General features: G+C 40.1%; 25 protein-coding genes, 1 riboswitch and 1 other annotated feature. Of the genes, 23 read left to right on the top strand and 2 right to left on the bottom strand.

From position 1 onward, the window contains the following. From rpmG to ACXAHI_RS05620, 8 genes are all read left to right on the top strand, one after another. Complete coding sequence (rpmG, locus tag ACXAHI_RS05655; RefSeq protein ID WP_136947542.1) at positions 1–150, top strand: 50S ribosomal protein L33; 150 nt, start codon at positions 1–3, stop codon at positions 148–150. Between the two features lie 85 nt (positions 151–235). Beyond that, positions 236–802, top strand: coding sequence for a 5-formyltetrahydrofolate cyclo-ligase (locus ACXAHI_RS05650; RefSeq protein ID WP_474846591.1), 567 nt, complete (start codon positions 236–238; stop codon positions 800–802). After that, positions 799–1572 carry a DUF92 domain-containing protein gene (locus ACXAHI_RS05645; RefSeq protein ID WP_474846589.1) on the top strand — a complete coding sequence of 258 codons (774 nt, stop codon included), beginning with the start codon at positions 799–801 and terminating at the stop codon, positions 1570–1572. The genes ACXAHI_RS05650 and ACXAHI_RS05645 overlap by 4 nt, the downstream gene beginning before the upstream one ends. Further along, positions 1551–2165: a molybdenum cofactor guanylyltransferase gene (locus ACXAHI_RS05640; RefSeq protein ID WP_474846587.1), complete on the top strand. Its 615-nt coding sequence runs from the start codon at positions 1551–1553 to the stop codon at positions 2163–2165. The genes ACXAHI_RS05645 and ACXAHI_RS05640 overlap by 22 nt, the downstream gene beginning before the upstream one ends. After that, complete coding sequence (locus ACXAHI_RS05635) at positions 2162–3181, top strand: ThiF family adenylyltransferase (RefSeq protein ID WP_474846585.1); 1020 nt, start codon at positions 2162–2164, stop codon at positions 3179–3181. The genes ACXAHI_RS05640 and ACXAHI_RS05635 overlap by 4 nt, the downstream gene beginning before the upstream one ends. 107 nt (positions 3182–3288) lie before the next feature. Next, positions 3289–3492 (top strand) — a binding site (T-box leader). 84 nt (positions 3493–3576) lie between these two features. Beyond that, positions 3577–4962: a Na+/H+ antiporter NhaC gene (gene nhaC, locus ACXAHI_RS05630; RefSeq protein WP_474846583.1), complete on the top strand. Its 1386-nt coding sequence runs from the start codon at positions 3577–3579 to the stop codon at positions 4960–4962. A 56-nt stretch (positions 4963–5018) separates the two neighbouring features. Continuing rightward, positions 5019–5192, top strand: coding sequence for a hypothetical protein (locus ACXAHI_RS05625; protein ID WP_270179281.1), 174 nt, complete (start codon positions 5019–5021; stop codon positions 5190–5192). A gap of 40 nt (positions 5193–5232) precedes the next feature. Further along, positions 5233–5937 (top strand): HAD family hydrolase, encoded by a 705-nt coding sequence (locus ACXAHI_RS05620; protein WP_474846582.1) that lies wholly within the window; start codon positions 5233–5235, stop codon positions 5935–5937. Between the two features lies 1 nt (position 5938). On the opposite strand, the gene ACXAHI_RS05615 is transcribed toward ACXAHI_RS05620, so the two are convergent. After that, positions 5939–6841 carry a hypothetical protein gene (locus ACXAHI_RS05615; RefSeq protein WP_474846580.1) on the bottom strand — a complete coding sequence of 301 codons (903 nt, stop codon included), beginning with the start codon at positions 6839–6841 and terminating at the stop codon, positions 5939–5941. Positions 6842–6949: 108 nt separating this feature from the next. Here ACXAHI_RS05615 and ACXAHI_RS05610 point away from each other — a divergent pair, with 108 nt between their 5' ends. From ACXAHI_RS05610 to ACXAHI_RS05540, 15 genes are all read left to right on the top strand, one after another. Then, complete coding sequence (locus ACXAHI_RS05610) at positions 6950–8002, top strand: M42 family metallopeptidase (protein ID WP_474846578.1); 1053 nt, start codon at positions 6950–6952, stop codon at positions 8000–8002. Positions 8003–8108: 106 nt separating this feature from the next. Beyond that, a complete protein-coding gene (locus tag ACXAHI_RS05605) occupies positions 8109–9572 on the top strand; it encodes a spore germination protein (protein ID WP_474846576.1) in 1464 nt (487 codons plus the stop codon). 94 nt (positions 9573–9666) lie between these two features. Further along, positions 9667–9882, top strand: a complete 216-nt coding sequence (locus ACXAHI_RS05600; RefSeq protein WP_270179276.1) for a YqgQ family protein — start codon at positions 9667–9669, stop codon at positions 9880–9882. After that, positions 9866–10615: an oxygen-insensitive NADPH nitroreductase gene (gene nfsA / locus ACXAHI_RS05595; RefSeq protein ID WP_474846574.1), complete on the top strand. Its 750-nt coding sequence runs from the start codon at positions 9866–9868 to the stop codon at positions 10613–10615. The genes ACXAHI_RS05600 and nfsA overlap by 17 nt, the downstream gene beginning before the upstream one ends. A gap of 28 nt (positions 10616–10643) precedes the next feature. Then, positions 10644–11609, top strand: a complete 966-nt coding sequence (locus tag ACXAHI_RS05590; protein WP_474846572.1) for an ROK family glucokinase — start codon at positions 10644–10646, stop codon at positions 11607–11609. Between the two features lie 289 nt (positions 11610–11898). Beyond that, complete coding sequence (locus ACXAHI_RS05585) at positions 11899–13782, top strand: LTA synthase family protein (protein WP_474846570.1); 1884 nt, start codon at positions 11899–11901, stop codon at positions 13780–13782. 111 nt (positions 13783–13893) lie between these two features. Further along, on the top strand, positions 13894–15081 hold the full coding sequence (locus ACXAHI_RS05580) for a M14 family zinc carboxypeptidase (protein WP_474846568.1): 1188 nt from the start codon (positions 13894–13896) through the stop codon (positions 15079–15081). Positions 15082–15131: 50 nt separating this feature from the next. Beyond that, positions 15132–15248: riboswitch (TPP riboswitch) on the top strand. Positions 15249–15320: 72 nt separating this feature from the next. Further along, positions 15321–15971 (top strand): thiamine phosphate synthase, encoded by a 651-nt coding sequence (thiE, locus tag ACXAHI_RS05575; protein ID WP_474846566.1) that lies wholly within the window; start codon positions 15321–15323, stop codon positions 15969–15971. Beyond that, positions 15955–16152, top strand: a complete 198-nt coding sequence (gene thiS / locus ACXAHI_RS05570) for a sulfur carrier protein ThiS (protein ID WP_474846564.1) — start codon at positions 15955–15957, stop codon at positions 16150–16152. Before thiE ends, thiS begins: the two co-directional genes overlap by 17 nt. Beyond that, complete coding sequence (locus tag ACXAHI_RS05565; RefSeq protein WP_474846562.1) at positions 16149–16928, top strand: thiazole synthase; 780 nt, start codon at positions 16149–16151, stop codon at positions 16926–16928. The genes thiS and ACXAHI_RS05565 overlap by 4 nt, the downstream gene beginning before the upstream one ends. Before the next feature lie 14 nt (positions 16929–16942). Further along, positions 16943–18043: a glycine oxidase ThiO gene (gene thiO / locus ACXAHI_RS05560; protein WP_474846561.1), complete on the top strand. Its 1101-nt coding sequence runs from the start codon at positions 16943–16945 to the stop codon at positions 18041–18043. Between the two features lie 16 nt (positions 18044–18059). Continuing rightward, positions 18060–18875 carry a bifunctional hydroxymethylpyrimidine kinase/phosphomethylpyrimidine kinase gene (thiD, locus tag ACXAHI_RS05555; RefSeq protein ID WP_474846559.1) on the top strand — a complete coding sequence of 272 codons (816 nt, stop codon included), beginning with the start codon at positions 18060–18062 and terminating at the stop codon, positions 18873–18875. 93 nt (positions 18876–18968) lie between these two features. After that, positions 18969–19664: an ABC transporter ATP-binding protein gene (locus ACXAHI_RS05550; RefSeq protein ID WP_474846558.1), complete on the top strand. Its 696-nt coding sequence runs from the start codon at positions 18969–18971 to the stop codon at positions 19662–19664. A gap of 3 nt (positions 19665–19667) precedes the next feature. Then, positions 19668–20438, top strand: coding sequence for an ABC transporter permease (locus ACXAHI_RS05545; RefSeq protein WP_474846556.1), 771 nt, complete (start codon positions 19668–19670; stop codon positions 20436–20438). Between the two features lies 1 nt (position 20439). Beyond that, entirely contained in the window at positions 20440–20745 is a 306-nt protein-coding gene (locus ACXAHI_RS05540; protein ID WP_474846554.1) for an MTH1187 family thiamine-binding protein, read from the top strand. Positions 20746–20770: 25 nt separating this feature from the next. On the opposite strand, the gene ACXAHI_RS05535 is transcribed toward ACXAHI_RS05540, so the two are convergent. Beyond that, a complete protein-coding gene (locus ACXAHI_RS05535; protein WP_474846552.1) occupies positions 20771–20956 on the bottom strand; it encodes a DUF2759 family protein in 186 nt (61 codons plus the stop codon). Between the last annotated feature and the right edge of the window lie 63 nt (positions 20957–21019).

Below are 21019 nucleotides of genomic sequence, written 5' to 3'. Positions count from 1 at the left end.
ATGCGCGTACAAATTACATTGGCTTGCACTGAAACTGGCGATCGTAACTACATTACAACAAAGAACAAACGTACAAACCCAGATCGTCTTGAACTTAAAAAATATAGCCCAAGACTAAAGAAACACACGTTACATCGCGAAACAAAGTAAGCAGTAGGTTATCCTACTGCTTTTTTATTTGTCTTCTTTCCCTTACACTGATAGTTAGTAACGATCATATAGAGGAGAGGTATTAATGCAAACAAAACAAATGTTTCGAACCAATATGAAAAGCCGTCTAAAGGAATTGACAAACAAGGAAAAAGTAGAGCTTGATAACCGGATCCTCGATAACCTTTTTACATATGATCCTTATAAAGAAGCGGAGACAATCGGACTAACAGTTGCAATGAAAAATGAAGTAAATACGAAGAAAATTATTGAGCATGCGTGGTCAGTGGGGAAGAAAGTCGCTGTACCAAAATGCCATCCAGAGGATAAGTCGATGACATTCCGCTACTTAACTAGTTGGGATGAATTAGAAACAGTGTATTTTGGATTGCAAGAGCCTAAACCTGAGCTTACCAAAGCTTGTGAGCCAAAGAACATTCAGCTATTGGTTGTACCGGGATTATTGTTTGATGAGAACGGATACAGGATTGGATTCGGAGGCGGCTATTATGACAGGTTTTTGCAGCAATATGATAATCAAACCGTGTCATTAGCATATAGCATTCAATTAGTCGAGAAATTACCTGTCGAGCCATTCGATCTTCCAGTTGAAACGCTTATCACAGATAAAAAGATTTTACGCTTCATATGATGCTCCTTTATTTCATCGTTGTCCTTTTGACAGGTGTCGTTGGCTTGAAGATGGGAGCATTGACTAGAAAGGGTACCGTTGCCGCTATATTCACCGGAAATGCCATCGCATATGGGTTTGGGTGGAAAGGACTAGTGTTACTAGGGGTGTTTTTTGGCACTTCTACACTATGGAGTAAGTATAAACAAGATCGAAAGCAAGAAACAGAACGAATCATTTTAAAGGGTTCAGCGAGAGATGAGTACCAAGTATTAGCTAACGGAGGAGCAGCAGCTTTTGCTGGTGTTATGATGGCAATATTTCCTTCTCTATGGTGGATTGCTTTTTTTATTTCAGCTCTTGCTGCATCAAATGCAGATACGTGGGCATCAGAGCTCGGCGTACTCGCAAAGAGAGACCCATACCATATCCTTAAGTTACGTACTGTACCTAGAGGCACCTCTGGGGCAGTGAGTATGCCTGGTTTACTAGCTTCTTTTCTTGCTTCACTACTAGTAGCGGGAGTTGGCTTCTTTCTTTTTGACCTACCATTCACACTTTTCCTTGTGGTTATTGGGGCTGGAGTACTGGGTAGTTTAATCGACACCATAATCGGTGCTACCATTCAGGAAGAGTTCTATTGTATGAAATGTTCTCTCAAAACTGAACACCACGTACACTGTGGGGCCAGCACCACAAAGACAAAAGGAATTAGTGGAATAAATAACGATGTCGTTAACATGGTTTCCTCTCTATGTGGAGGCATAGCATGTGGAGTGTGGTTCCTATGAAAGTCTGTGGTGTGTTGTTAGCAGGAGGGGAATCACGAAGGTTTGGTCGCGATAAAGCTTTTGTCCAATATCAAGGTTTACCTTTCTATAAGACAATCGTCATTGAGTTAACGAAACAGGTTCATAAATGTCTCATCGTTACAAAGCCAGAGCTTATGACGAGGTTCGAACCCGAAAAGCAAGCAGATGTTATCACGGATGATCGGAGATTTGCAGGGATGGGCCCACTAGCAGGCCTTGTTTCTGCGATGGGTGTAATAGATGCAGACTACTATGTTGTGGTGGCTTGTGACATGCCACTCGTTACTGCAGATCTTTTTTCAAAACTTATTCAAGAGGCAAAGCACCATCCGCAGGCTGATGCCATTATCCCAATTGCTAATGATCGTATACAGCCACTCTGTGCATTGTACAAAAACACGTGTAAGGACAGCATTGAACGTGAATTAATACTAGGCAATAACCGTGTGATGGCTGCACTTAAACAACTTAAAGTACGACATATAATGTTTGAAGATAAAGAACTTGAATCCTTTACGAACGTGAATACCATAGAAGAATATATGTTAATCCGAAAGGGGCAGAATCAATGAGTCAGTACCATCGTTATTCACGTCAGATGTTATTTTCACAAATTGGAGAAGAAGGACAGAAGAAATTTGGAGAGACGAGTATTCTCATAGTTGGAATGGGCGCGTTAGGAACTGCTATAGCGAATCATTTGGTAAGAGCAGGCATAGGCAAAGTTCGAATCGTAGACCGTGATTATGTAGAGAAGAGCAACTTACAACGTCAGATGTTGTTTGACGAGGATGATGTTGAAGCTACTCTGCCAAAAGCTGTTGCAGCGAAACGAAAGCTTGAAAGAATGAACTCTGAGGTGACGATTGAAGCCATTACAGCTGATGTGAATGCTTCAAACATCTTTGAACTAACCGAAGAGATCGATATGGTGATGGACGGAACGGATAATTTCTCTACGCGCTTCCTACTCAATGATGCCGCATTCAAACAAGGAATTCCATATGTTTATGGAGGTGCTGTTAGTTCTCGTGGAATGACCGCACTCTTCATACCTGGTGAAACCCCTTGTTTGAGATGCTTTATACAGGACGCTGGAGGAACTACTGGTGAAACATGTGATACGATTGGTGTTATCTCACCGATAGTAGATATTATCGCGTCTTATCAAGTGACTGAGGCGATGAAATACATTGTGGGTGCTTATGAGAAATTAAATCGTTGTTTACTGACAGTAGATATATGGAATAATCACACGTACTCGATGAAGTATTCTTCGCCGAAAACAGACTGCCCTGCTTGCCAAAAGAAAGAGTTTCCAGCATTACAACATGGTGCAGCCAGCGAGGTTGCTTCCTTATGTGGTAGAGAAACGATACAGATTAGTCTTGAGAAGGCGTTTGATTTGAAAGAGTGGTCTCTTAAACTCGAAAAAGTCGCTAAAGTAAAGAAAACGCCGTTCTTACTCAAAGCAGAGCTAGATGAAGGTGAGCGGTTGGTCATTTTTCCTGATGGTCGAGTGCTCGTTCAAGGAACAAGTGATAGTGGGCGAGCTAAAGCTCTTTATTCTAGGTATATCGGTATGTAAAAAAGCACCAGTTCTCACTGGTGCTTTTTTATATGACTTTGTCTTGACAGACTAAAGGATCAGGTATAAAATAACGGTATTACTTAAACGCACAAAAGCATAAAAGTGGAAAAGTTATGAATCAGTCGAGTAGCTTATGAAATAGCAGCATCAGAGACCCGGTGGAAGGTGTGAATCGGGGCAGTCAGAAAGTGAACTTACAGCTGAGGAACTAGGTAGTAATACCCGGCATTCCAGTCGATATTATGGAGCTTAAGAGGACAGCATTAGCTGTCAATTAGGGTGGTACCGCGAAATCATTCGTCCCTTCTTTTCAGAGAAGGGATTTTTTTATGGAAAAATAGAGATAGGACAAACTTATTAATAGTCATCTAAGAAAAAGGGAGAGTTAAATTGTGAAAAAATTATCATTTTCATCTGCGCTCATCGTCATTTCATTACTTATGGGCTGGATGCTTTTCAGTATTATCATTATGAAGGTAGAACCACACATGCCTTTATTAGTTGGAATTATAGGGACTGGTCTTTTTGGTCTACTAAGGGGAATCAAGTGGGAGTCTATTGAGAAAGGCCTGTTAGAAAGTATTACTACTGGATTAAAACCTGTTTTGATCTTGTTCATTGTGGGAATGATGATTGCGATCTGGATGCAAAGCGGAACAGTTCCTGCCCTGCTTTCTGGAGGGTTGAAGTTTATACAACCCGAATGGTTTTTAATTAGTGCCTTATTAATTACAATCATTGTTTCGAGTTTCACAGGTAGTTCGTTTACAACAATCGGTACGATTGGAATCGCTATGATGGGGATTGGGACAGCGATGGGAGTCAATCCAGCTCTAGCAGCTGGGGCCGTCATATCCGGTGCCTGTTTTGGGGATAAGATGTCTCCTTTATCAGATACGACAAACTTTGCTCCTGCAGTTTCAGGGGTCAATCTATTTACACATATTCGACATATGATGAATACGACTATTCCTGCTATCATCGTTACGATAATCTTTTTCTTCATCATGAGCAATCAATTTTCCGCTTCTGTTGATCCAGAAGATTTATCGAAAGCTCTTTCCGTGTTATCGAGTGAGTTTAACCTTACGTTTTGGACTTTATTACCTCCAATAGTAGTCCTGATTTTAGCTCTTAAACGTGTTCCAGTATTATTAACGTTAATTTCTGGTTTGATCGCAGGGGTTCTAGTTTCGATCGGAGCACAAGGAGTCTTTTCTGCAACAGCAATTTTAAACACGATGCAAAATGGATTTGTACTTGAAACATCCAGTGAGCTAGTTAATGGAATAATTAACCGAGGTGGCTTACAATCAATGATGTGGAGCGTTTCCTTAATTTTACTTGCTCTTGCACTCGGAGGCGTACTGCAAGTATTAGGAATTATTCAAGCGCTCATGACGGGGCTCACAAAATTATTGGATCGCAAAGGACATTTGATTTCAGCAACTGCTGGTTCGTCCATCGGTGTTAATTTGTTAACAGGAGAACAATATTTATCAATCTTACTTCCCGGTCAAACATTTGAGCCGTTCTTTGATAAGGCAGGTATCGATCGAAAGTACTTATCAAGGACGTTAGAAGATGCAGGGACACTTGTGAACCCTCTCATTCCGTGGGGAGTATCTGGAGCATTCTTCGCAGAAACATTAGGTGTTTCTGTACTGAGCTATTTACCATTCGCTATTTTCTTATGGCTGTCTCCGATATTTACGATCGTATTAGGATACGTAAACGATATCCGCTTTCAAAAGTCTAATACGCTCCAAAATGGATAAAACAACACGCTCCTGTAAACAGTATTAGTAACATTCTGTTTACAGGAGGAAATATCATGAAACTATCTAGATTGATCTTGTTGTTATCGTTTGTAATCGTTATTTATGAATACCGTTATAGAATAGTAAACAGCTTACTTGGCATTGCGATGGTAAGACGTTTCGTAGTAGGAAACTCATTGAAGATACCAGGGGTTCGCAAAAAGCTGTTCTCTTCGTTTTTATCTTAAATCTCTGCCATCTGGCGGAGGTTTTTTAGGTGGTGGAAACATGTATTGGACACATATTTATTTTGATTTAGATAATACCCTCTATGATCACGAGCAGGCTTTTCAGAGAACAATCCTGCATTGTGCTGATGAAATGCTTACTAGAAAAAAGGCATCTGTTTCTCCTGAAAAGTGGTTTTCGGTTTTTAAACATTACTGTGACGAATACTGGAAGTACTATGAATCTGGACAGTGGACGAGAGAAACCTATCAAATCAATCGTTTCCAAGCTGCAAATAAGACATTTGATATCTCAACTCTTAATGAGGAAGCACTCATCTTTCAAGATCAATATGAAGCCAACGTAGCTGCATTTGCTGAATTATTTCCGGGTGCAGAAAGACTTTTAAATGAACTCTCAGATCAACATGTACGATTAGGTATCATTACGAACGGTTCTAATGAGGTTCAGCGTTCAAAAATCAAAGAGTTAAGATTAGATACATGGTTCAAAGATGAAGATATATATATTTCTGAACAAGTTGGTATAGCGAAACCAGATCTTCAACTCTTCTACTATGCTAAAGAAAATAAAGGAAACTACTTATATATTGGGGACTCGTTGAGTCAGGACATTAATCCCGCAGTAGAAGCTGGGTTTGATGTCATCTACTTTAATTCAAGACAGACTGATTCAAACCAAAATGACTTAGCGCCAGAGGTGAGTAGCTTTCAAGAACTTTCAACTGTGATAAAGAGAAATTAAGCTAATTCTTATCGGGCTTTCGAATGATAGGTTTATTAAGATATTGGATGAGCTGAACATTTTTACCGCTTTTTGTTTGATAAAGCACTAATAAATAGGGTGATTCTTTGTGAAGGAGAATATATGGAATCGTACTTCCTATAGGTGTTTCAAATTCACCTTCTTCTGGCTGAATCCCAAGAAAATAATATTTATATAACCCTTCCCATATTCCACCGATCGCATCTACCGACTGTGTCTTTGTCAGACCCGGTAGAGGAGAATCTTGATAGTTGTGCAATTTTGTTAATGGAATTATATAATAATCACTTGGATTCACCTGAAACTGATCGATTAATGATTTAAATACGATTTGTGCTTGTTGTGATGTGGCGTGATCTAAGAGTTTCTTCCACTCTTCCTCCTCACTGCTAGTTGGAACTGTAAAGGATTCGAGTGGTGTCATCGGAGAATCAATCACATAGAGTTGATCATAGCTCATCGCTTGTGAGCTTTTAATAACATCATTAGGGTAATGAATCTCACCATAATGGTACGAGATCGCTTCGTAATGACCGCTATCTTCACTCTTAACTTTTTTTCGATTGGTAAGCTTTTTGGCATTTTCTTCCCACTTGGACATCGTTTCTAATAAGCGTCCTTCTTCATACAGTAATGAGATGTCCTGTCTTAGGTATGCTGTTTCACTCAAATTTGATTCTGTTTTCAAGCTTAGCGTGTATTCATCTTCATCTTCCTGCGTTAAGATGGAAAGAGAGGTTTGTGATGACTCAAACGTAGTGTTTGGATCAGGAGGAAAATAAGTGAATGTTTCCCTCACCGGATTACTGTTTGTGTTTACGAGGATGAGTGCAAAAAAACCTATCATACTAAGCATGATGATATAATGTATTTTTTTAATCATCCTGAACCTCCAAAATTAATAAGCTTGTCATCATACTATGATGGAATGTTGATTTTTAGTAGAGTAAAAAGCATGACGATTATTGGGATAGGAAAGGGAGTATTCGAAATGGGTAATCAATTTAATGCAGATGAATTATTGAAAACGACAGAAGAACTAGTCAGTATCCCTAGTCCATCAGGATATACAGATGAAGTGATCAGCTGGGTTGAAGGAAGACTTCAAGAATTAGGAATGACATGCAGGAGAAATAATAAAGGTGGCCTTATCACAACGATTGAAGGAAAAGACACATCGAAACATCGGATGCTAACTGCTCATGTTGATACTTTGGGGGCGATGGTAAAAGATATTAAGAGCGATGGTCGACTCCAATTGTCTTTAATCGGAGGTTTTCGTTGGAATGCCATCGAAGGGGAATATTGTGAAATCATTACGTCCTCTGGTAAGAGGTACACTGGAACGATCTTACTTCATCAAACATCTGTCCATGTCTATAGAAACAACGGCGAAATTAAAAGAGACGAGAAAAACATGGAAGTTAGATTGGATGAGCAAGTACATTCTAGAGAGGATGTATTGAATCTTGGAATCAGCGTAGGAGATTTCACATCGTTTGACCCACGCGTCCAGATAACAGAAAGTGGATTCATTAAGTCAAGGCACCTTGATGACAAAGCGAGCGTTGCTTTGCTTTTAGCAACGATTAAGAAGGTTAAAGAAGAAGAGATAACCCTACCTTATACGACACATTTTCTTATCTCTAACAATGAAGAAATAGGCTACGGTGGAAACTCAAACATTCCTCATGAGACGATTGAATACATAGCAGTGGATATGGGGGCTTTGGGTGATGGACAATCGTCAGATGAATATACGGTTTCCATTTGCGCAAAAGATTCAAGCGGTCCCTACCATTATCGCCTTAGAAATCATTTAGTGAATTTAGCTGAGTCTTTCGATATTGACTATAAAGTAGACATCTATCCATATTACGGGTCAGACGCATCCGCTGCAATTCGTGCAGGAGCAGATATTCGACATGCTCTTATTGGACCAGGAATTGATGCATCCCACGCATATGAGCGCACTCACAAGTCATCCATGCTTCACACAGCAGAATTAATATATCGATACATCCAGTCTTCGATGATCGATTAAGAAAATCAGCCCTTTCGGCTGATTTTTTTTGTGCCCAATTATTCTCCATGTATGCACAATATGGTATTGGTTAATGATGGATATATGGAAATGAGGAGGGGGACGTATGTCTGAGGATAAAATTAAAAACCCAGTAACGAAGTCATTTGCAGATAACGTGAACTATTTACATAAAGAGCTCGGAGTCGGAAAAAGCTTTGATGTTATTCAGCTTGACTTACAATACGCAGGTAGAAGCATGGCAATGTTTTTGATAGATGGCTTTGTGAAGGATGATATTCTTCATTACTTGATGAAATTACTTTCGCAGTTAGAACCAGATCAGCTTGAACCAGATCCACTTGAAAAGTTGATGCAGGTTCACTTACCCTACGTAGAAATTGATAAACAGAATGATCTCGATGCGGTAATTAATCAGGTGTTATCAGGACCTACTGCTCTCGTAGTAGATGGGATCGATGAAATCATTATGATCGATGCTAGAACTTACCCTATAAGGGGTCCTCAGGAACCAGACTTAGAAAGAGTAACGAGAGGCGCAAGAGATGGGTTTGTCGAAACAATCGTATTCAATACTTCGCTAACAAGAAGAAGAGTGAGAGATAAAACGCTCAGGATGGAGTATATGCAGGTTGGAAGGCGTTCTAAAACAGATGTCTGTATCAGTTATATAGAGGATATTGCGGATCCTTCAATCGTGAAACGAATTAAAGATTCTTTAGAAAAAATTGATACAGATGGCATTCCGATGGCTGAGAAGACCATTGAGGAGTTTATCTGTGGTCGTCCTTTGAATCCATATCCTCTCGTGAGGTATACAGAACGCCCAGACACTGCAGCTGTGCATCTCTATGAAGGACATGTTTTGATCTTCGTAGATGGTTCTCCTAGTGTATTGATCACACCTACTACGTTTTGGCATCACCTTCAACACTCGGAGGAATACAGACAAAAGCCGTTAGTGGGTGCATACTTAAGACTGATTCGCTTTTTTGCTGTTTGGCTAGGTATTTTTATCTTGCCGTTATGGTATTTGTTTGCATCGAACCCTGAATTACTCGGCGAAAACCTGCAGTTTATTGGTACTGAAGATACAGGTACCATACCGATCTTCCTACAATTCTTAATGATTGAGATCGGACTCGATATTTTAAGGATGGCTACGATTCACACCCCTTCTTCACTTGCTACAGCGCTTGGGCTTGTAGCTGCCATCCTTATCGGACAGGTTGCGGTTGAAGTTGGTTTATTTATCAATGAAGTCATTCTATACTTAGCATTAGCTGCGATGGGTACATTCGCTACACCTTCTTATGAATTGAGTCTTGCGAACCGTATCGTCCGAATTGGATTGTTGATTTTGACTGCCGCTTTTGGAGTAGTTGGATTTTCGATTGGAATCACGCTATGGATTCTGCTGCTCATCCGCACAAAATCATTCCATATTCCCTATCTATGGCCGTTCATTCCGTTTTCTTATCGTGCATTTCGAGATGTTATTCTACGTTCCCCTATGCCGATTAAGAACAGAAGACCGACCGTACTGCATCCGAAAGACCCAGATCGGTGATAATAAGGCATTCTCTTAAAAGAGAATGCCTTTTATTTGTGCGGAATCATTTTACTTGAGGGTGTGGATTGCTATAATAAAACAGGTGAGTAAAATGAAAAAAACAGTCTTTGAAGTGCAACAGCTCCTAAAAAGGTTCGGAATGTTCGTCTATACTGGGAACAGACTAGGAGACCTTGAACTGATGGAGGAAGAATTACACGAGTTATATGACATGAAAATGATTGATCAAGATTTGTATCTCGAAGCAAGAATGATACTTAAAGCTGAAATGACTAAAGAGAGGGACAAATATGAATCAAACAATTGAAACACTATTAGAACACCGTTCTATAAGAGAATTTGAGGACAAACCTTTAACAGAAGAACAGATCTACACTATTGTACGATCGGCTCAAGCTGCCTCAACTTCTAGCTATATTCAAGCTTATTCGATCATTGGGGTCAAAGATGAGGTGAAGAAGCAAAAGCTAGCCGAATTAGCGGGTAATCAGAGTTACGTTGAAAAGAATGGTCATTTCTTTGTTTTCTGTGCTGACTACAACCGCCACCATGAAGCAGCGAGTCTTCATGACATAGATGTAACAGAAACAACTGAATCAACCGAGAAATTTATGGTTGGCTTGATCGATGCGTCATTGGCTGCTCAAAATGCCACGATCGCTGCTGAATCTATGGGTCTAGGCATATGCTATATCGGCGGTCTTCGAAATTCACTAAGTGAAGTAAGTGAGCTTTTAAACCTTCCTTCCAAAGTGATTCCATTATTTGGTCTTTGCGTAGGTTATCCAGAACAAACACCAGATAAAAAGCCGCGATTGCCCATGCGAAATGTTTATCACGTTGACGAATACGAACCAAACAAACAAGCGTTCATAAATGGACTGAAGGAATATGATGAAACGATTTCTTCTTATTATGAAGAAAGAACACAGGGGCAGCGTAAGGCTGGGTGGACTTCTCTCATGGCAAATAAGTTAGCAAATCCGGTAAGAACTTATATGAAAGAGTTTCTACAGAAAAAAGGTTTTCCGTTAAAATAAGACAGAGAGAAAAAGGTGGATGATGATGGTGGAAAAGAAATGGTTTATCGGAGTGGACCTTGGAGGCACAACAATAAAATTAGCATTTATAAATTATTATGGGGAAATACAGCATAAATGGGAAATTCCTACCGATAAAAGTGAAGAAGGGCGTCATATAACGACACATATCGCAAGAGCTTTGGATGATAAGATGGAAGAGTTGGGCTTACCGAATAGTCATTTTATCGGAATCGGTATGGGAGCTCCTGGGTTTATTGAAATGGAAACTGGATTTATATATCATGCTGTGAACATCGGCTGGCGAGATTTTCCTTTGAAAGACAAGCTAGAGATGGAGACGGGACTACCTGTAATCATCGATAATGATGCCAATATAGCTGCACTTGGTGAAATGTGGCGAGGGGCAGGAGACGGAGCGCGAGATCTCTTATGTGTAACCCTTGGGACTGGTGTAGGTGGAGGAATTATCTCTGGTGGAGAAATTATTCATGGAACGAATGGGATGGCCGGAGAAATCGGTCATATTACATCGATCGTTGATGGTGGCGTTCAGTGTAACTGCGGAAAGAAAGGATGCCTAGAAACGATCGCATCTGCTACTGGGGTTGTCAGAACGGCACTCGAGACATTGGATGAGCACCCTGAAGGATCTTTACATAAAATAAGCGGAGAAATTACAGCACGAGATGTTTTTGACGCGTATCGAGCAGGCGATGCTCATGCAACAGAAGTCGTAAGCTTCACCACATCTCATCTAGGACTTGCGATCGCAAACCTTGCTAATGCTTTAAATCCGTCGAAGATCGTGATAGGTGGAGGCGTGTCTAAAGCAGGAGATACATTGCTTTTACCATTAAAAGAAGAATTTGATAAATTTGCACTTCCTCGTGTAAAAGAAGGTGCTGATTTTGCAATCGCAACGTTAGGAAATGATGCTGGTGTCATTGGTGGCGCTTGGTTAGTCAAGACGAAGCTTATGCAAAAGTCCTGATAAAACATGTTTAATTTTTAACATTACCGGGAATTAATGAGGTCTGAACAATAAGGCCTCTTTTTTTTTATGTAAAATAACCCAAATTGAAACTTTTTATTCGGATGAATCGTTATTATTAGTAGGGAAAAGACAAGTTTTTAAATGAAAACGCAGATTTTGGAGGAAAATAAGGAGAAAAGGTAGTTGAATTATTTCCAAAAACGTACTATCATATCGTTTATGTATGGTTGATAACGAAACAGATGGTAGCTCTTTCCTTATAGCCAACTAAGGAGGTACTAAGTAAATGATGAAAAAGCTACAAAACAAATATTCATTCTTCTTTATTGTAGCAATTATGCTTTGGATTAAAACGTATTTTGTATATGAATTTGCTTTTAACATTGAAACAGAGAATAAAATGGAAGGGATTATCCTCTTTCTGAATCCATTAAGCTCTATTCTATTGTTCCTAGGTTTTGCTTTATTTGCATCTCCTAAGTATAGAAACAGAGTTCTACTAATAATCGATTTCATTGGTTCTTTCATATTATTCGCTAACGTCGTTTATTATCGTGAGTTTACAGACTTTATCACGATCCCATTGTTATTCCAAACAAATAACATGGGTGAACTTGGAAACAGTATTACGGAGCTTGTAAGTGGATATGACTTCTTCCTGTTCCTTGATATCATCGTGTTAGCTGTTTACCTCATGGTACGTAAGACGAAAACTTTTGAAGTTAAGAAGAAAGAAATCGCAATTGTTTTCGCAAGTGCAATTGCGCTTTTCGCAGTCAATGTAGGTCTTGCAGAGACAGAACGTCCACAGTTGTTAACACGTACATTTGACCGTGAAATGCTTATCAAATATATCGGAACATATAACTACCATGTTTACGATGCTGTTCTCCAGTCTAAAGCAAAAGCGCAGCGTGCATTTGCAGATGGCAGTGAGATTGTGGATATTGAAAACTATGTCAAAGCAAACCACGTCGAACCAAACCCAGAAATGTTTGGAAAAGCAGAAGGTAAAAATGTTATCCTCGTTTCACTTGAATCTACACAAACCTTCGTTGTAAACGAAGAAGTAGATGGTAAGGAAATCACACCTTTCCTTAATGATCTAATTGAAGATAGCTATTATTTCCCTAACTTTTATCACCAAACAGCACAGGGGAAAACATCTGATTCAGAATTTATCGTTGAAAACTCATTGTACGGACTTCCAAGTGGAGCGGTTTTCTTCACACATTCTGGAAATGAATACAATGCTAGCCCTGAGGTTTTAAGTGAAGAAGGTTACTACAGTTCAGTTTTCCACGCAAACAACAAGAGTTTCTGGAACCGTGATGTTATGTATGATGCTCTTAAATATGACAAGTTCTACGACATCAATGATTTTTCTGTAACTCCTGAAAACTCGATCGGGTGGGGACTGAAAGATGAGTACTTCTTTGATCAGTCGATTAAATATTTGAAGACAATGCCTGAACCTTACTATGCAAAGTACATTACGCTCACAAACCATTTTCCTTTTACACTTGAAAAAGAAGATGAGTACATCCCAGAGTGGACTTCTGATGATGGAACAGTGAATCGTTTCTTTACGACTGTAAGATATCAGGATGAAGCACTTAAGAAGTTTTTTGAGCGCATGAAAGAAGAAGGGCTATATGAAGATTCAATCTTCGTATTGTATGGAGACCACTATGGAATTTCTCAAAACCACAACAAGGCAATGGGAGAATTCCTTGGTAAAGAAATTACACCATTTGAGACCACTCAACTACAACGAGTACCTTTAGTTGTTCATATGCCTGGTCAAGAAGGCGAAGTGATGGAACAGGTTAGTGGTCAAATTGACTTAAAACCAACTATTATGCACCTTCTCGGAATTGAAACGAAAGATATGATTAAGTTCGGTAACGATTTATTCGCAGAAAAGCAAGATAACTTTACAATTCTTCGTGACGGAAGCTTTATCACTGAAAATCACCTTTATACCAATAACGTTTGTTATGACAAAGAAACTGGAGAGGAAACGGATAAAGCTGCCTGTGAACCATACATGGAGAAAGCTAAAACGGATCTTGCCTATTCCGATAAAATCGTCTACGGCGATCTGCTTCGTTTCTTTGGGGAAAACAACGAACAACCTGCTGGTGAAAGCGAAAAAACAGAACAGTAAGTAAAGAACCATGCCCACAGGGCATGGTTCTTTTGTTTTTGTTTATTAGCATACAACGATGAGCTCTCTACATAGCATAGTATGAAGGCTTCTAGGGTGGAGGGATTGCATATGAGAGTAAGAGTGAAGAGTGGAGATACGATGTGGAAGTATAGCAGAGTATTTCAAATACCAATGCAGCTTATTATCGATAGCAATGAAAGCGTTGATCCAAATCGGCTAGTCATCGGAGATATGATCAATATACCTGGTTACGTAACGAAAAGCTATACGATACGAAAGGGAGATACACTCTGGAGTATAGCTTTATGGTATGACGCGCCTTTGGATGGAATCTTACTCATTAATGATGCCAATCCTTTCGCGTTACAAGTTGGAGAGAAAGTAAACGTCCCCATTCGAATGGTTTGGCCTCTTGTGAATCCCGAGCAAAACTATACTTATGAAACGATGGTAAGAGATATTCAAAAGCTGTTAGCTGTTTATCCGTTTATAAAACGGTCAGTTATCGGGGAGTCTGTAATGGGGAAGCCTATTCCGGAATTACGAGTAGGCGTGGGTTCGAAGAAAGTCCATATGAACGGTTCATTTCATGCCAACGAATGGCTTACAACAGCTCTATTGATGAAGTTATTAAACGATTACTTAATGGCACTTACGAACACACAGGTGCTAAGTGGTGTTTACTTGCCACCTCTTTACGATTCTACATCCCTTTCAATTGTTCCCATGGTAAACCCTGATGGAGTAAACTTGGTCATTGATGGCTTGCCAGAAGAAGAGCCATATCGCACGTTAGCAAACGATCTAAATAACGGGAGTGACGATTTTAACCGTTGGAAAGCGAACATACGAGGTGTAGATTTAAACAATCAGTATCCTGCTAAATGGGAAATAGAGGCAGAACGGAAGCCGAAGAAACCATCACCGAGAAATTTTCCTGGTTATGAACCTCTAAGTGAGCCTGAAGCAATTGCAATTGCAGAACTCTCACAACGTAGGGAGTTTGACCGCGCACTAGCATTCCATTCTCAAGGAGAGGTCATTTTTTGGGGATATGAAGGTCTTGAACCTCCTGAATCTGAAGTTTTAGTTACTGAATATTCAAGGTTGAGTGGCTATCGCCCGATTCGCTATGTTGATAGTTTTGCAGGCTATAAAGACTGGTTTATTCAAGATTTTAGAAGCCCCGGCTTTACAGTAGAGATAGGAAAGGGAGAAAGCCCGCTTCCTATAAGTCAATTTGGTAAGATTTATAACGATACGATTGGGATATTTCTATCCTCTCTATATATGTAATTTACTTGTCATCATTCTGATTGTTTGCCATAATGAAAGAGAATTGAATAGTTGTTGACTAGGGGTGCCTACGTATTCGGGTAGGCTGAGAATAGGAAACCAATACTTTCTATACCCTTGAACCTGATCTGGTTTATACCAGCGTAGGGAAGTCGGTAGAGGTATTTGATATAATAACTGCCCTCATTCCATACGCGGAATGAGGGCTTTTTATATTTTTTGAGAAAGGAAGGATTCAAATGAAAGATTTTAACCTATATGTTATCACCGGTGAAGAATTTCATCCTGATCGAAGTTTATATGATGTGATGGAAGAGGCAATGTTAGGCGGAGCTGAAATTATCCAACTTCGTGATAAGCACAGTAGCAAGAAGGTGATTTTGGAAAAAGCAAGGATACTGCGTGATATGACGAGGAAGCACAATGTAACGTTTATCGTTAATGATCATATTGATGTTGCACTGGCAGTAGATGCAGATGGTGTTCATTTAGGACAGGATGATCTTCCGATAAGCGTAGCGAGAAAAATAATCGGTACGGATAAAATCATAGGAATCTCGACTCATAAGATAGAGGAAGCCCGCCTTGCAGAAAAAGAGGGGGCGGATTATATAGGAGCTGGACCTGTTTATAAAACGAATAGTAAAAGCGATGTGGTGGATCCAGTGACTACAGCTTACATTCATGCCGTTGCATCAGAAATTACAATACCGTTCGTTGCGATAGGTGGAATCAAGCTCCATAACGTGGAGGAAGTTTTAAGTGCTGGTGCGTCCCGGATATGTGTAATTAGTGAGGTTGTGGGTAGCTCTAACGTTCGAGGTACTAGTGAAGCATTCATCGAAAAGATTACACGTTCAAAGGAGGTTAATCATGAGACTTCACATTAATGGTGAAACGCATGACCTTGAAGTATCGACTATGACGGATGTGATTCATCACTTCCAGTTGCAAAAAAGCTTGGTTGCGACTGAATTAGACGGAACGATTATCGACCGAGAAGACTGGGACGAGACAGAGCTAAAAGATGGCATGAAAATTGAACTTGTTCAATTTGTTGGAGGTGGATGAAGATGAACGATGTACTAACAATCGCTGGAAAACAATTCGAATCTAGATTATTCCTAGGTACTGGGAGATACCCTAATCCCTTCGTACAAAACCAGGCGATCGAAGCTTCGGAGGCTGAGGTATTAACGTTTGCGATCAGGAGAATCAATTTGAACTCTCCTAACGAGGATGCAATTCTTCAGCACTTGGGTAACAAAACGTTTCAATACTTGCCTAACACTTCTGGTGCTACATCTGCTGAGGAAGCAGTTAGAATCGCTAAATTAGCTAGGTCTTCAGGGTTGAGCAACTGGATAAAGATCGAAGTGAGCAGAAATGACAAGACGCTATTGCCAGATCCAATTGAAACAGTAAAAGCGACAGAAATTTTAGCGAATGATGGATTCGTAGTCTTACCTTATACATCGGATGACCCAGCATTGTGCTACAGGTTACAGGAAGCTGGAGCAGCTGCAGTGATGCCTGGTGGTTCTCCCATCGGAACTGGGCTTGGAATCTTGAATCCATATAACATTGAACTTATTACAGAGGAGTTGACGGTTCCTGTCATCGTTGATGCGGGATTAGGTAGTGCAGCGGATGTAACAAAAGCGATGGAGCTTGGTGCTGATGGCGTGTTGTTAAACACGGCAATAGCCAAAGCAAGAAATCCAGTCAAGATGGCTGAAGCAGTAAAGCACGCGATTAAGGCAGGAAGGCTTTCTTATTTATCAGGTCGAATACCTAAGAAAAAGTATGCTACCGCTAGTAGTACGATCGACTATATTTCGAAGTAGGAGGGTGTTAAAGCATGGCTAGCGTTTCAATAGTTGGTGGAGGTGTCATCGGCCTGTCGATCGCGTATGAGTGCAGGAAACGTGGGTTTGAAGTTACCGTGATTGAAGCGGGAGTATGTGGTGGACAAGCTTCTGGTGCTGCTGCTGGGATGCTTGCTCCTTATTCCGAGATAACCGAAGACCCTGATGATTTTTTCCGATTATGCCAGAGAAGCCTTAATCTATACCCTGATTGGGTCGAGCATATCATGCAATCATCCAATGAATCATTTGAATTTAGCAACTGTGGAAGCCTTTATGCTATTTTTCATGAAGCCGATCTCCTTTCGCTAGAAGCAAAGAAACGGTGGCAAAGTGAATATGGTATTGAGTCCTATATCTTATCAGGAGATGAAGCTAGAGAAAAGGAGCCTTTACTCTCTGACGATGTATACGCTGCCCTTTGGTGCCCTGCTGAAAGTCATATCTATGCACCGGGATATGTAAAAGCCTTGATTCAAGCGTGCAGAAATGTTGGCGTTAGCATCATAGAACATGCTGGAGACGCAGAGTTAGTAGATGGTGAGCCCCACCTTGTTACCACAGATAAAGGCTTGATAAAAAGTGACTTTATTGTGCTTGCAACAGGAGCATGGTCACAGAAGTGGGAAATAGGACTAAATTGCTCATTACCTGTTTTTCCGATCAGAGGACAGATTTGTGCATATGATGGCCCATCACTAGGTCATATCGTGTTTACGAGTCAAGGTTATTTTGTTGGAAAAGAGAACGGAACCCTCATTGCAGGTGCATCTGAAGATATAGCGGGTTTTGACACAAGTGTTACGGAGCATGGGATAAACCGTTTAGAATCTTGGAGCAAAAAAGTGTTACCAGATCTGAGAGAAGAACAACCTTTTCATAAATGGGCAGGCTTAAGGCCAGCCTCACAGGACGGTTTTCCGATCATAGGAAAGGTTATAGGAAAACCATCAATCCTTATAGCGTCAGGACATTATCGTAATGGAATATTACTCAGTCCAGTAACGGCGGAAATCATCGCAAATGAAATCGAAAAAATGCCACAAGAAATTCCAATCGAGAGCTTTAGACCTGAACGGTTTCAGTTCGTTTAGAAGGGGATGAAAGGAAATGTTTAAAGTACTAACGATTGCAGGGTCTGATAGTGGTGGGGGAGCTGGGATTCAGGCTGATCTAAAGACGTTTCAAGAGAGAGATGTGTATGGGATGAGCGTTATAACTGCACTCACTGCCCAAAACTCTCTAGGTGTTCACGGTATCTATCCGCAATCTTTAGAAGCAATCACGAAACAAATCGACGCAGTGTTATCGGACATCGGAGCGGATGCAATTAAAACAGGGATGCTCTTTTCTGCAGACATTATCCAAACCATTGCTTTGAAATTGAAAGAGTACAGCGTAACGAATCTCGTGATTGACCCTGTCATGATTGCAAAAGGAGGTTCGACGCTTTTAGAAGAAGAAGCAGTTGAGTCATTAAAAACAGACCTATTGCCGTTAGCTTCCGTTATTACTCCAAATATTCCTGAAGCTTCGGTGTTACTGAACGGTATGGAAATTCAAACGATCGAAGACATGGAAAAAGCGGCAATGGAACTGTCTCACTATGGATGTCAAGGAGTGTTAGTCAAAGGTGGTCATATGAATGGGAAGGATTCTGTTGATGTTCTTTACGTAGATCAAAAATACTATTACTACGAATCTAATAGGATCAACACGAAACACACTCATGGTACAGGCTGTACCTTTTCGGCTTGTATCGCAGCGGAACTTGCAAAAGGAAAGTCCATTTCTGAATCTGTATCCGTTGCAAAAGAATTTATTACTTTTGCGATAAAGCATTCCCTTCCGTTAGGTAGCGGGATCGGTCCTACTAATCATGCTGCTTATCGAATAAATCAAAGAGTTGATACCCACTCCTATTGAAGTGGGTATTTTTTTTGAACCCTTATAGCTGGTGAATAGAAACGGGATATGTTATAAACGATAATGATAACTCTATTGAAGAAAGGTCAAGTAATGAAACCAATAATCGCTGCAAAAAATGTGAGAAATGAACGTGTGAAGAATGTTGATTTTGAACTAATGGAAGGAACTTTAACTACGGTTATTGGACCTTCAGGTTCTGGGAAAAGTAGTTTGCTCATGCTATTAAATCGCCTAACGGATCCTGAAGAAGGTGAAATTTCTTACAAAGGAAGTCCGATGGCTGACTATCCGATTGATGAATTAAGAAGAAAAGTTGGTATGGTGTTTCAGCAAGCTAACTTATTCGATGGTACTGTTGAAGACAATTTAAAGTTCGGTCCTTCCCTGAAAAAGGATTGGGATTCCAAACTAGGCGTTTCTTTATTACAAAAAGTCCACCTACCTGAGGATATGCTAACGAAAGATGTGGAACATCTTTCTGGTGGGGAACAACAAAGAGTAGCGTTAGCTAGGACGCTTGCTAATGATCCTGATGTGCTTTTACTCGATGAAGCAACGAGTGCGCTAGATATGAGAACAGTAGAAATAATAGAAGAATTATTAGATTGCCTCGTAACAGAAGAAGGGAAGACCATCGTAATGATCACGCATGATTTGAAACAGGCGAAAAGAATTGGGACGTACACCCTCTTTATGAATGAGGGAAGTCTTGAGGAGAAAGGGAACTCTAAAGAGTTATTCAATAATCCGACTTCTGAAGCTCTTATGAGATTTCTCGAGGGATAAGGTATGACAGAGATATCAAACTTGTCCCTTCTGACCATGATTATTTTTGTAATGATTCCAGTCTCTATGTCATATTATTTCTCGCTCGGAATAAGTAAATCAGCGATATGGTCATCTTTCCGAGGAGTCGTTCAATTATTTTTAATCGGCTATGTTCTTACTTTGTTATTCTCATTAGAAGACTGGCAAGGTGTTGGCTTATGGGTAACCGTCATGCTTGTGATCGCCTCGTTGCAGGCAGCAAAGCGGGGGAAAGGTGTTCCTTTTGCCTTTACGCTATCGTTTATTTCTCTATTGATTATTGAGGTTTTCGTACTTTCCGTTTGGATCGTTTTTGATATTATCCCATTCAAATCAGAGCAGGTTATTCCGATGAGTGGTATGATCATTGGAAACAGTATGGTTGCTACAGGGCTTGCATTTGAGAGAATGAAAAGTGAATTCAATGACGGCAGGGGGAAAATCCTCGCAGCATTATCATTAGGAGCTAAGCCAGCAGATGCGTCCAAAATGATCATACGAAAAACAATCAGAGCATCAATGATTCCGAACGTAGATACACTGAAAACAATCGGGTTGGTTCAGCTCCCTGGAATGATGACTGGACTTATTTTAGGTGGAGCTTCACCGATAGATGCGATTAGGTATCAAATCGTTGTATCGATAAGTATCTTTTCGTGTGTTTCAATATGTGCAATGATCATATCGCTTGTTACATATAGATTTTTCTTTAACAATGATATGCAATTACAAACTCTTGGAGGAGGAGATTGATATGGCAATTGTAGATGTAACAGTTATTCCAATTGGAACAGAAGAGCCAAGTGTTAGCAAATATGTAGCAGAGGTCCAAAATATCCTAGATTCTTATACAGATCGAATTACGTACCGTTTGACTCCTATGAGCACACTGATTGAAGGTGATTTATCAGATCTATTAGAGGTCATTCAAGCGATTCATGAATCACCATTTCAACAAGGAATTGAAAGAGTAGCAACAAATATTCGAATAGACGATCGAAGAGATAAAAAGGTTAAGATGGAAGATAAACTAGCGTCAGTAAATAGACATAGAAACTAAAAAAAACAGCCAAATGGCTGTTTTTTTAGTGGCCTCCGCCGCCTCCAGATCCGAAGAGAACATCGACCATTGTAGCAACGGTAAATGCGCCAAAAACTAGAACAGTTAAACCTGCAAAGGCAAGGCCCATAAAGTTTTTTTCACGAAAGGAACGTAATAAGCCCCAAACGGAAAATAACGTGACGAATGCAAAAATAATTGCTAAACCCATCCGGAATACCTCCTTATCCATGCAATCATTATCAGTATACCCTTAATCTAGGATGATATGGCA

This window comes from Anaerobacillus sp. ABD4_527 (genome assembly GCF_056160805.1).
The sequence above is the reverse complement of the archived record's forward strand: the minus strand, read 5'-3'. Positions and strand labels throughout refer to the sequence as shown.

Coding starts and splice junctions, on each gene's coding strand:
- thiO (WP_474846561.1), top strand. CDS start 16,943: ATGGCTAGCGTTTCAATAGTTGGTGGAGGTGTCATCGGCCTGTCGATC.
- ACXAHI_RS05540 (WP_474846554.1), top strand. CDS start 20,440: ATGGCAATTGTAGATGTAACAGTTATTCCAATTGGAACAGAAGAGCCA.
- ACXAHI_RS05565 (WP_474846562.1), top strand. CDS start 16,149: ATGAAGATGAACGATGTACTAACAATCGCTGGAAAACAATTCGAATCT.
- ACXAHI_RS05545 (WP_474846556.1), top strand. CDS start 19,668: ATGACAGAGATATCAAACTTGTCCCTTCTGACCATGATTATTTTTGTA.
- ACXAHI_RS05605 (WP_474846576.1), top strand. CDS start 8,109: ATGTCTGAGGATAAAATTAAAAACCCAGTAACGAAGTCATTTGCAGAT.
- ACXAHI_RS05550 (WP_474846558.1), top strand. CDS start 18,969: ATGAAACCAATAATCGCTGCAAAAAATGTGAGAAATGAACGTGTGAAG.
- thiS (WP_474846564.1), top strand. CDS start 15,955: ATGAGACTTCACATTAATGGTGAAACGCATGACCTTGAAGTATCGACT.
- ACXAHI_RS05610 (WP_474846578.1), top strand. CDS start 6,950: ATGGGTAATCAATTTAATGCAGATGAATTATTGAAAACGACAGAAGAA.
- rpmG (WP_136947542.1), top strand. CDS start 1: ATGCGCGTACAAATTACATTGGCTTGCACTGAAACTGGCGATCGTAAC.
- ACXAHI_RS05535 (WP_474846552.1), bottom strand. CDS start 20,956: ATGGGTTTAGCAATTATTTTTGCATTCGTCACGTTATTTTCCGTTTGG.
- ACXAHI_RS05620 (WP_474846582.1), top strand. CDS start 5,233: ATGTATTGGACACATATTTATTTTGATTTAGATAATACCCTCTATGAT.
- ACXAHI_RS05600 (WP_270179276.1), top strand. CDS start 9,667: ATGAAAAAAACAGTCTTTGAAGTGCAACAGCTCCTAAAAAGGTTCGGA.
- ACXAHI_RS05580 (WP_474846568.1), top strand. CDS start 13,894: ATGAGAGTAAGAGTGAAGAGTGGAGATACGATGTGGAAGTATAGCAGA.
- ACXAHI_RS05650 (WP_474846591.1), top strand. CDS start 236: ATGCAAACAAAACAAATGTTTCGAACCAATATGAAAAGCCGTCTAAAG.
- nfsA (WP_474846574.1), top strand. CDS start 9,866: ATGAATCAAACAATTGAAACACTATTAGAACACCGTTCTATAAGAGAA.
- ACXAHI_RS05640 (WP_474846587.1), top strand. CDS start 1,551: ATGTGGAGTGTGGTTCCTATGAAAGTCTGTGGTGTGTTGTTAGCAGGA.
- ACXAHI_RS05645 (WP_474846589.1), top strand. CDS start 799: ATGATGCTCCTTTATTTCATCGTTGTCCTTTTGACAGGTGTCGTTGGC.
- thiE (WP_474846566.1), top strand. CDS start 15,321: ATGAAAGATTTTAACCTATATGTTATCACCGGTGAAGAATTTCATCCT.
- ACXAHI_RS05625 (WP_270179281.1), top strand. CDS start 5,019: ATGAAACTATCTAGATTGATCTTGTTGTTATCGTTTGTAATCGTTATT.
- ACXAHI_RS05585 (WP_474846570.1), top strand. CDS start 11,899: ATGATGAAAAAGCTACAAAACAAATATTCATTCTTCTTTATTGTAGCA.
- ACXAHI_RS05615 (WP_474846580.1), bottom strand. CDS start 6,841: ATGATTAAAAAAATACATTATATCATCATGCTTAGTATGATAGGTTTT.
- ACXAHI_RS05635 (WP_474846585.1), top strand. CDS start 2,162: ATGAGTCAGTACCATCGTTATTCACGTCAGATGTTATTTTCACAAATT.
- thiD (WP_474846559.1), top strand. CDS start 18,060: ATGTTTAAAGTACTAACGATTGCAGGGTCTGATAGTGGTGGGGGAGCT.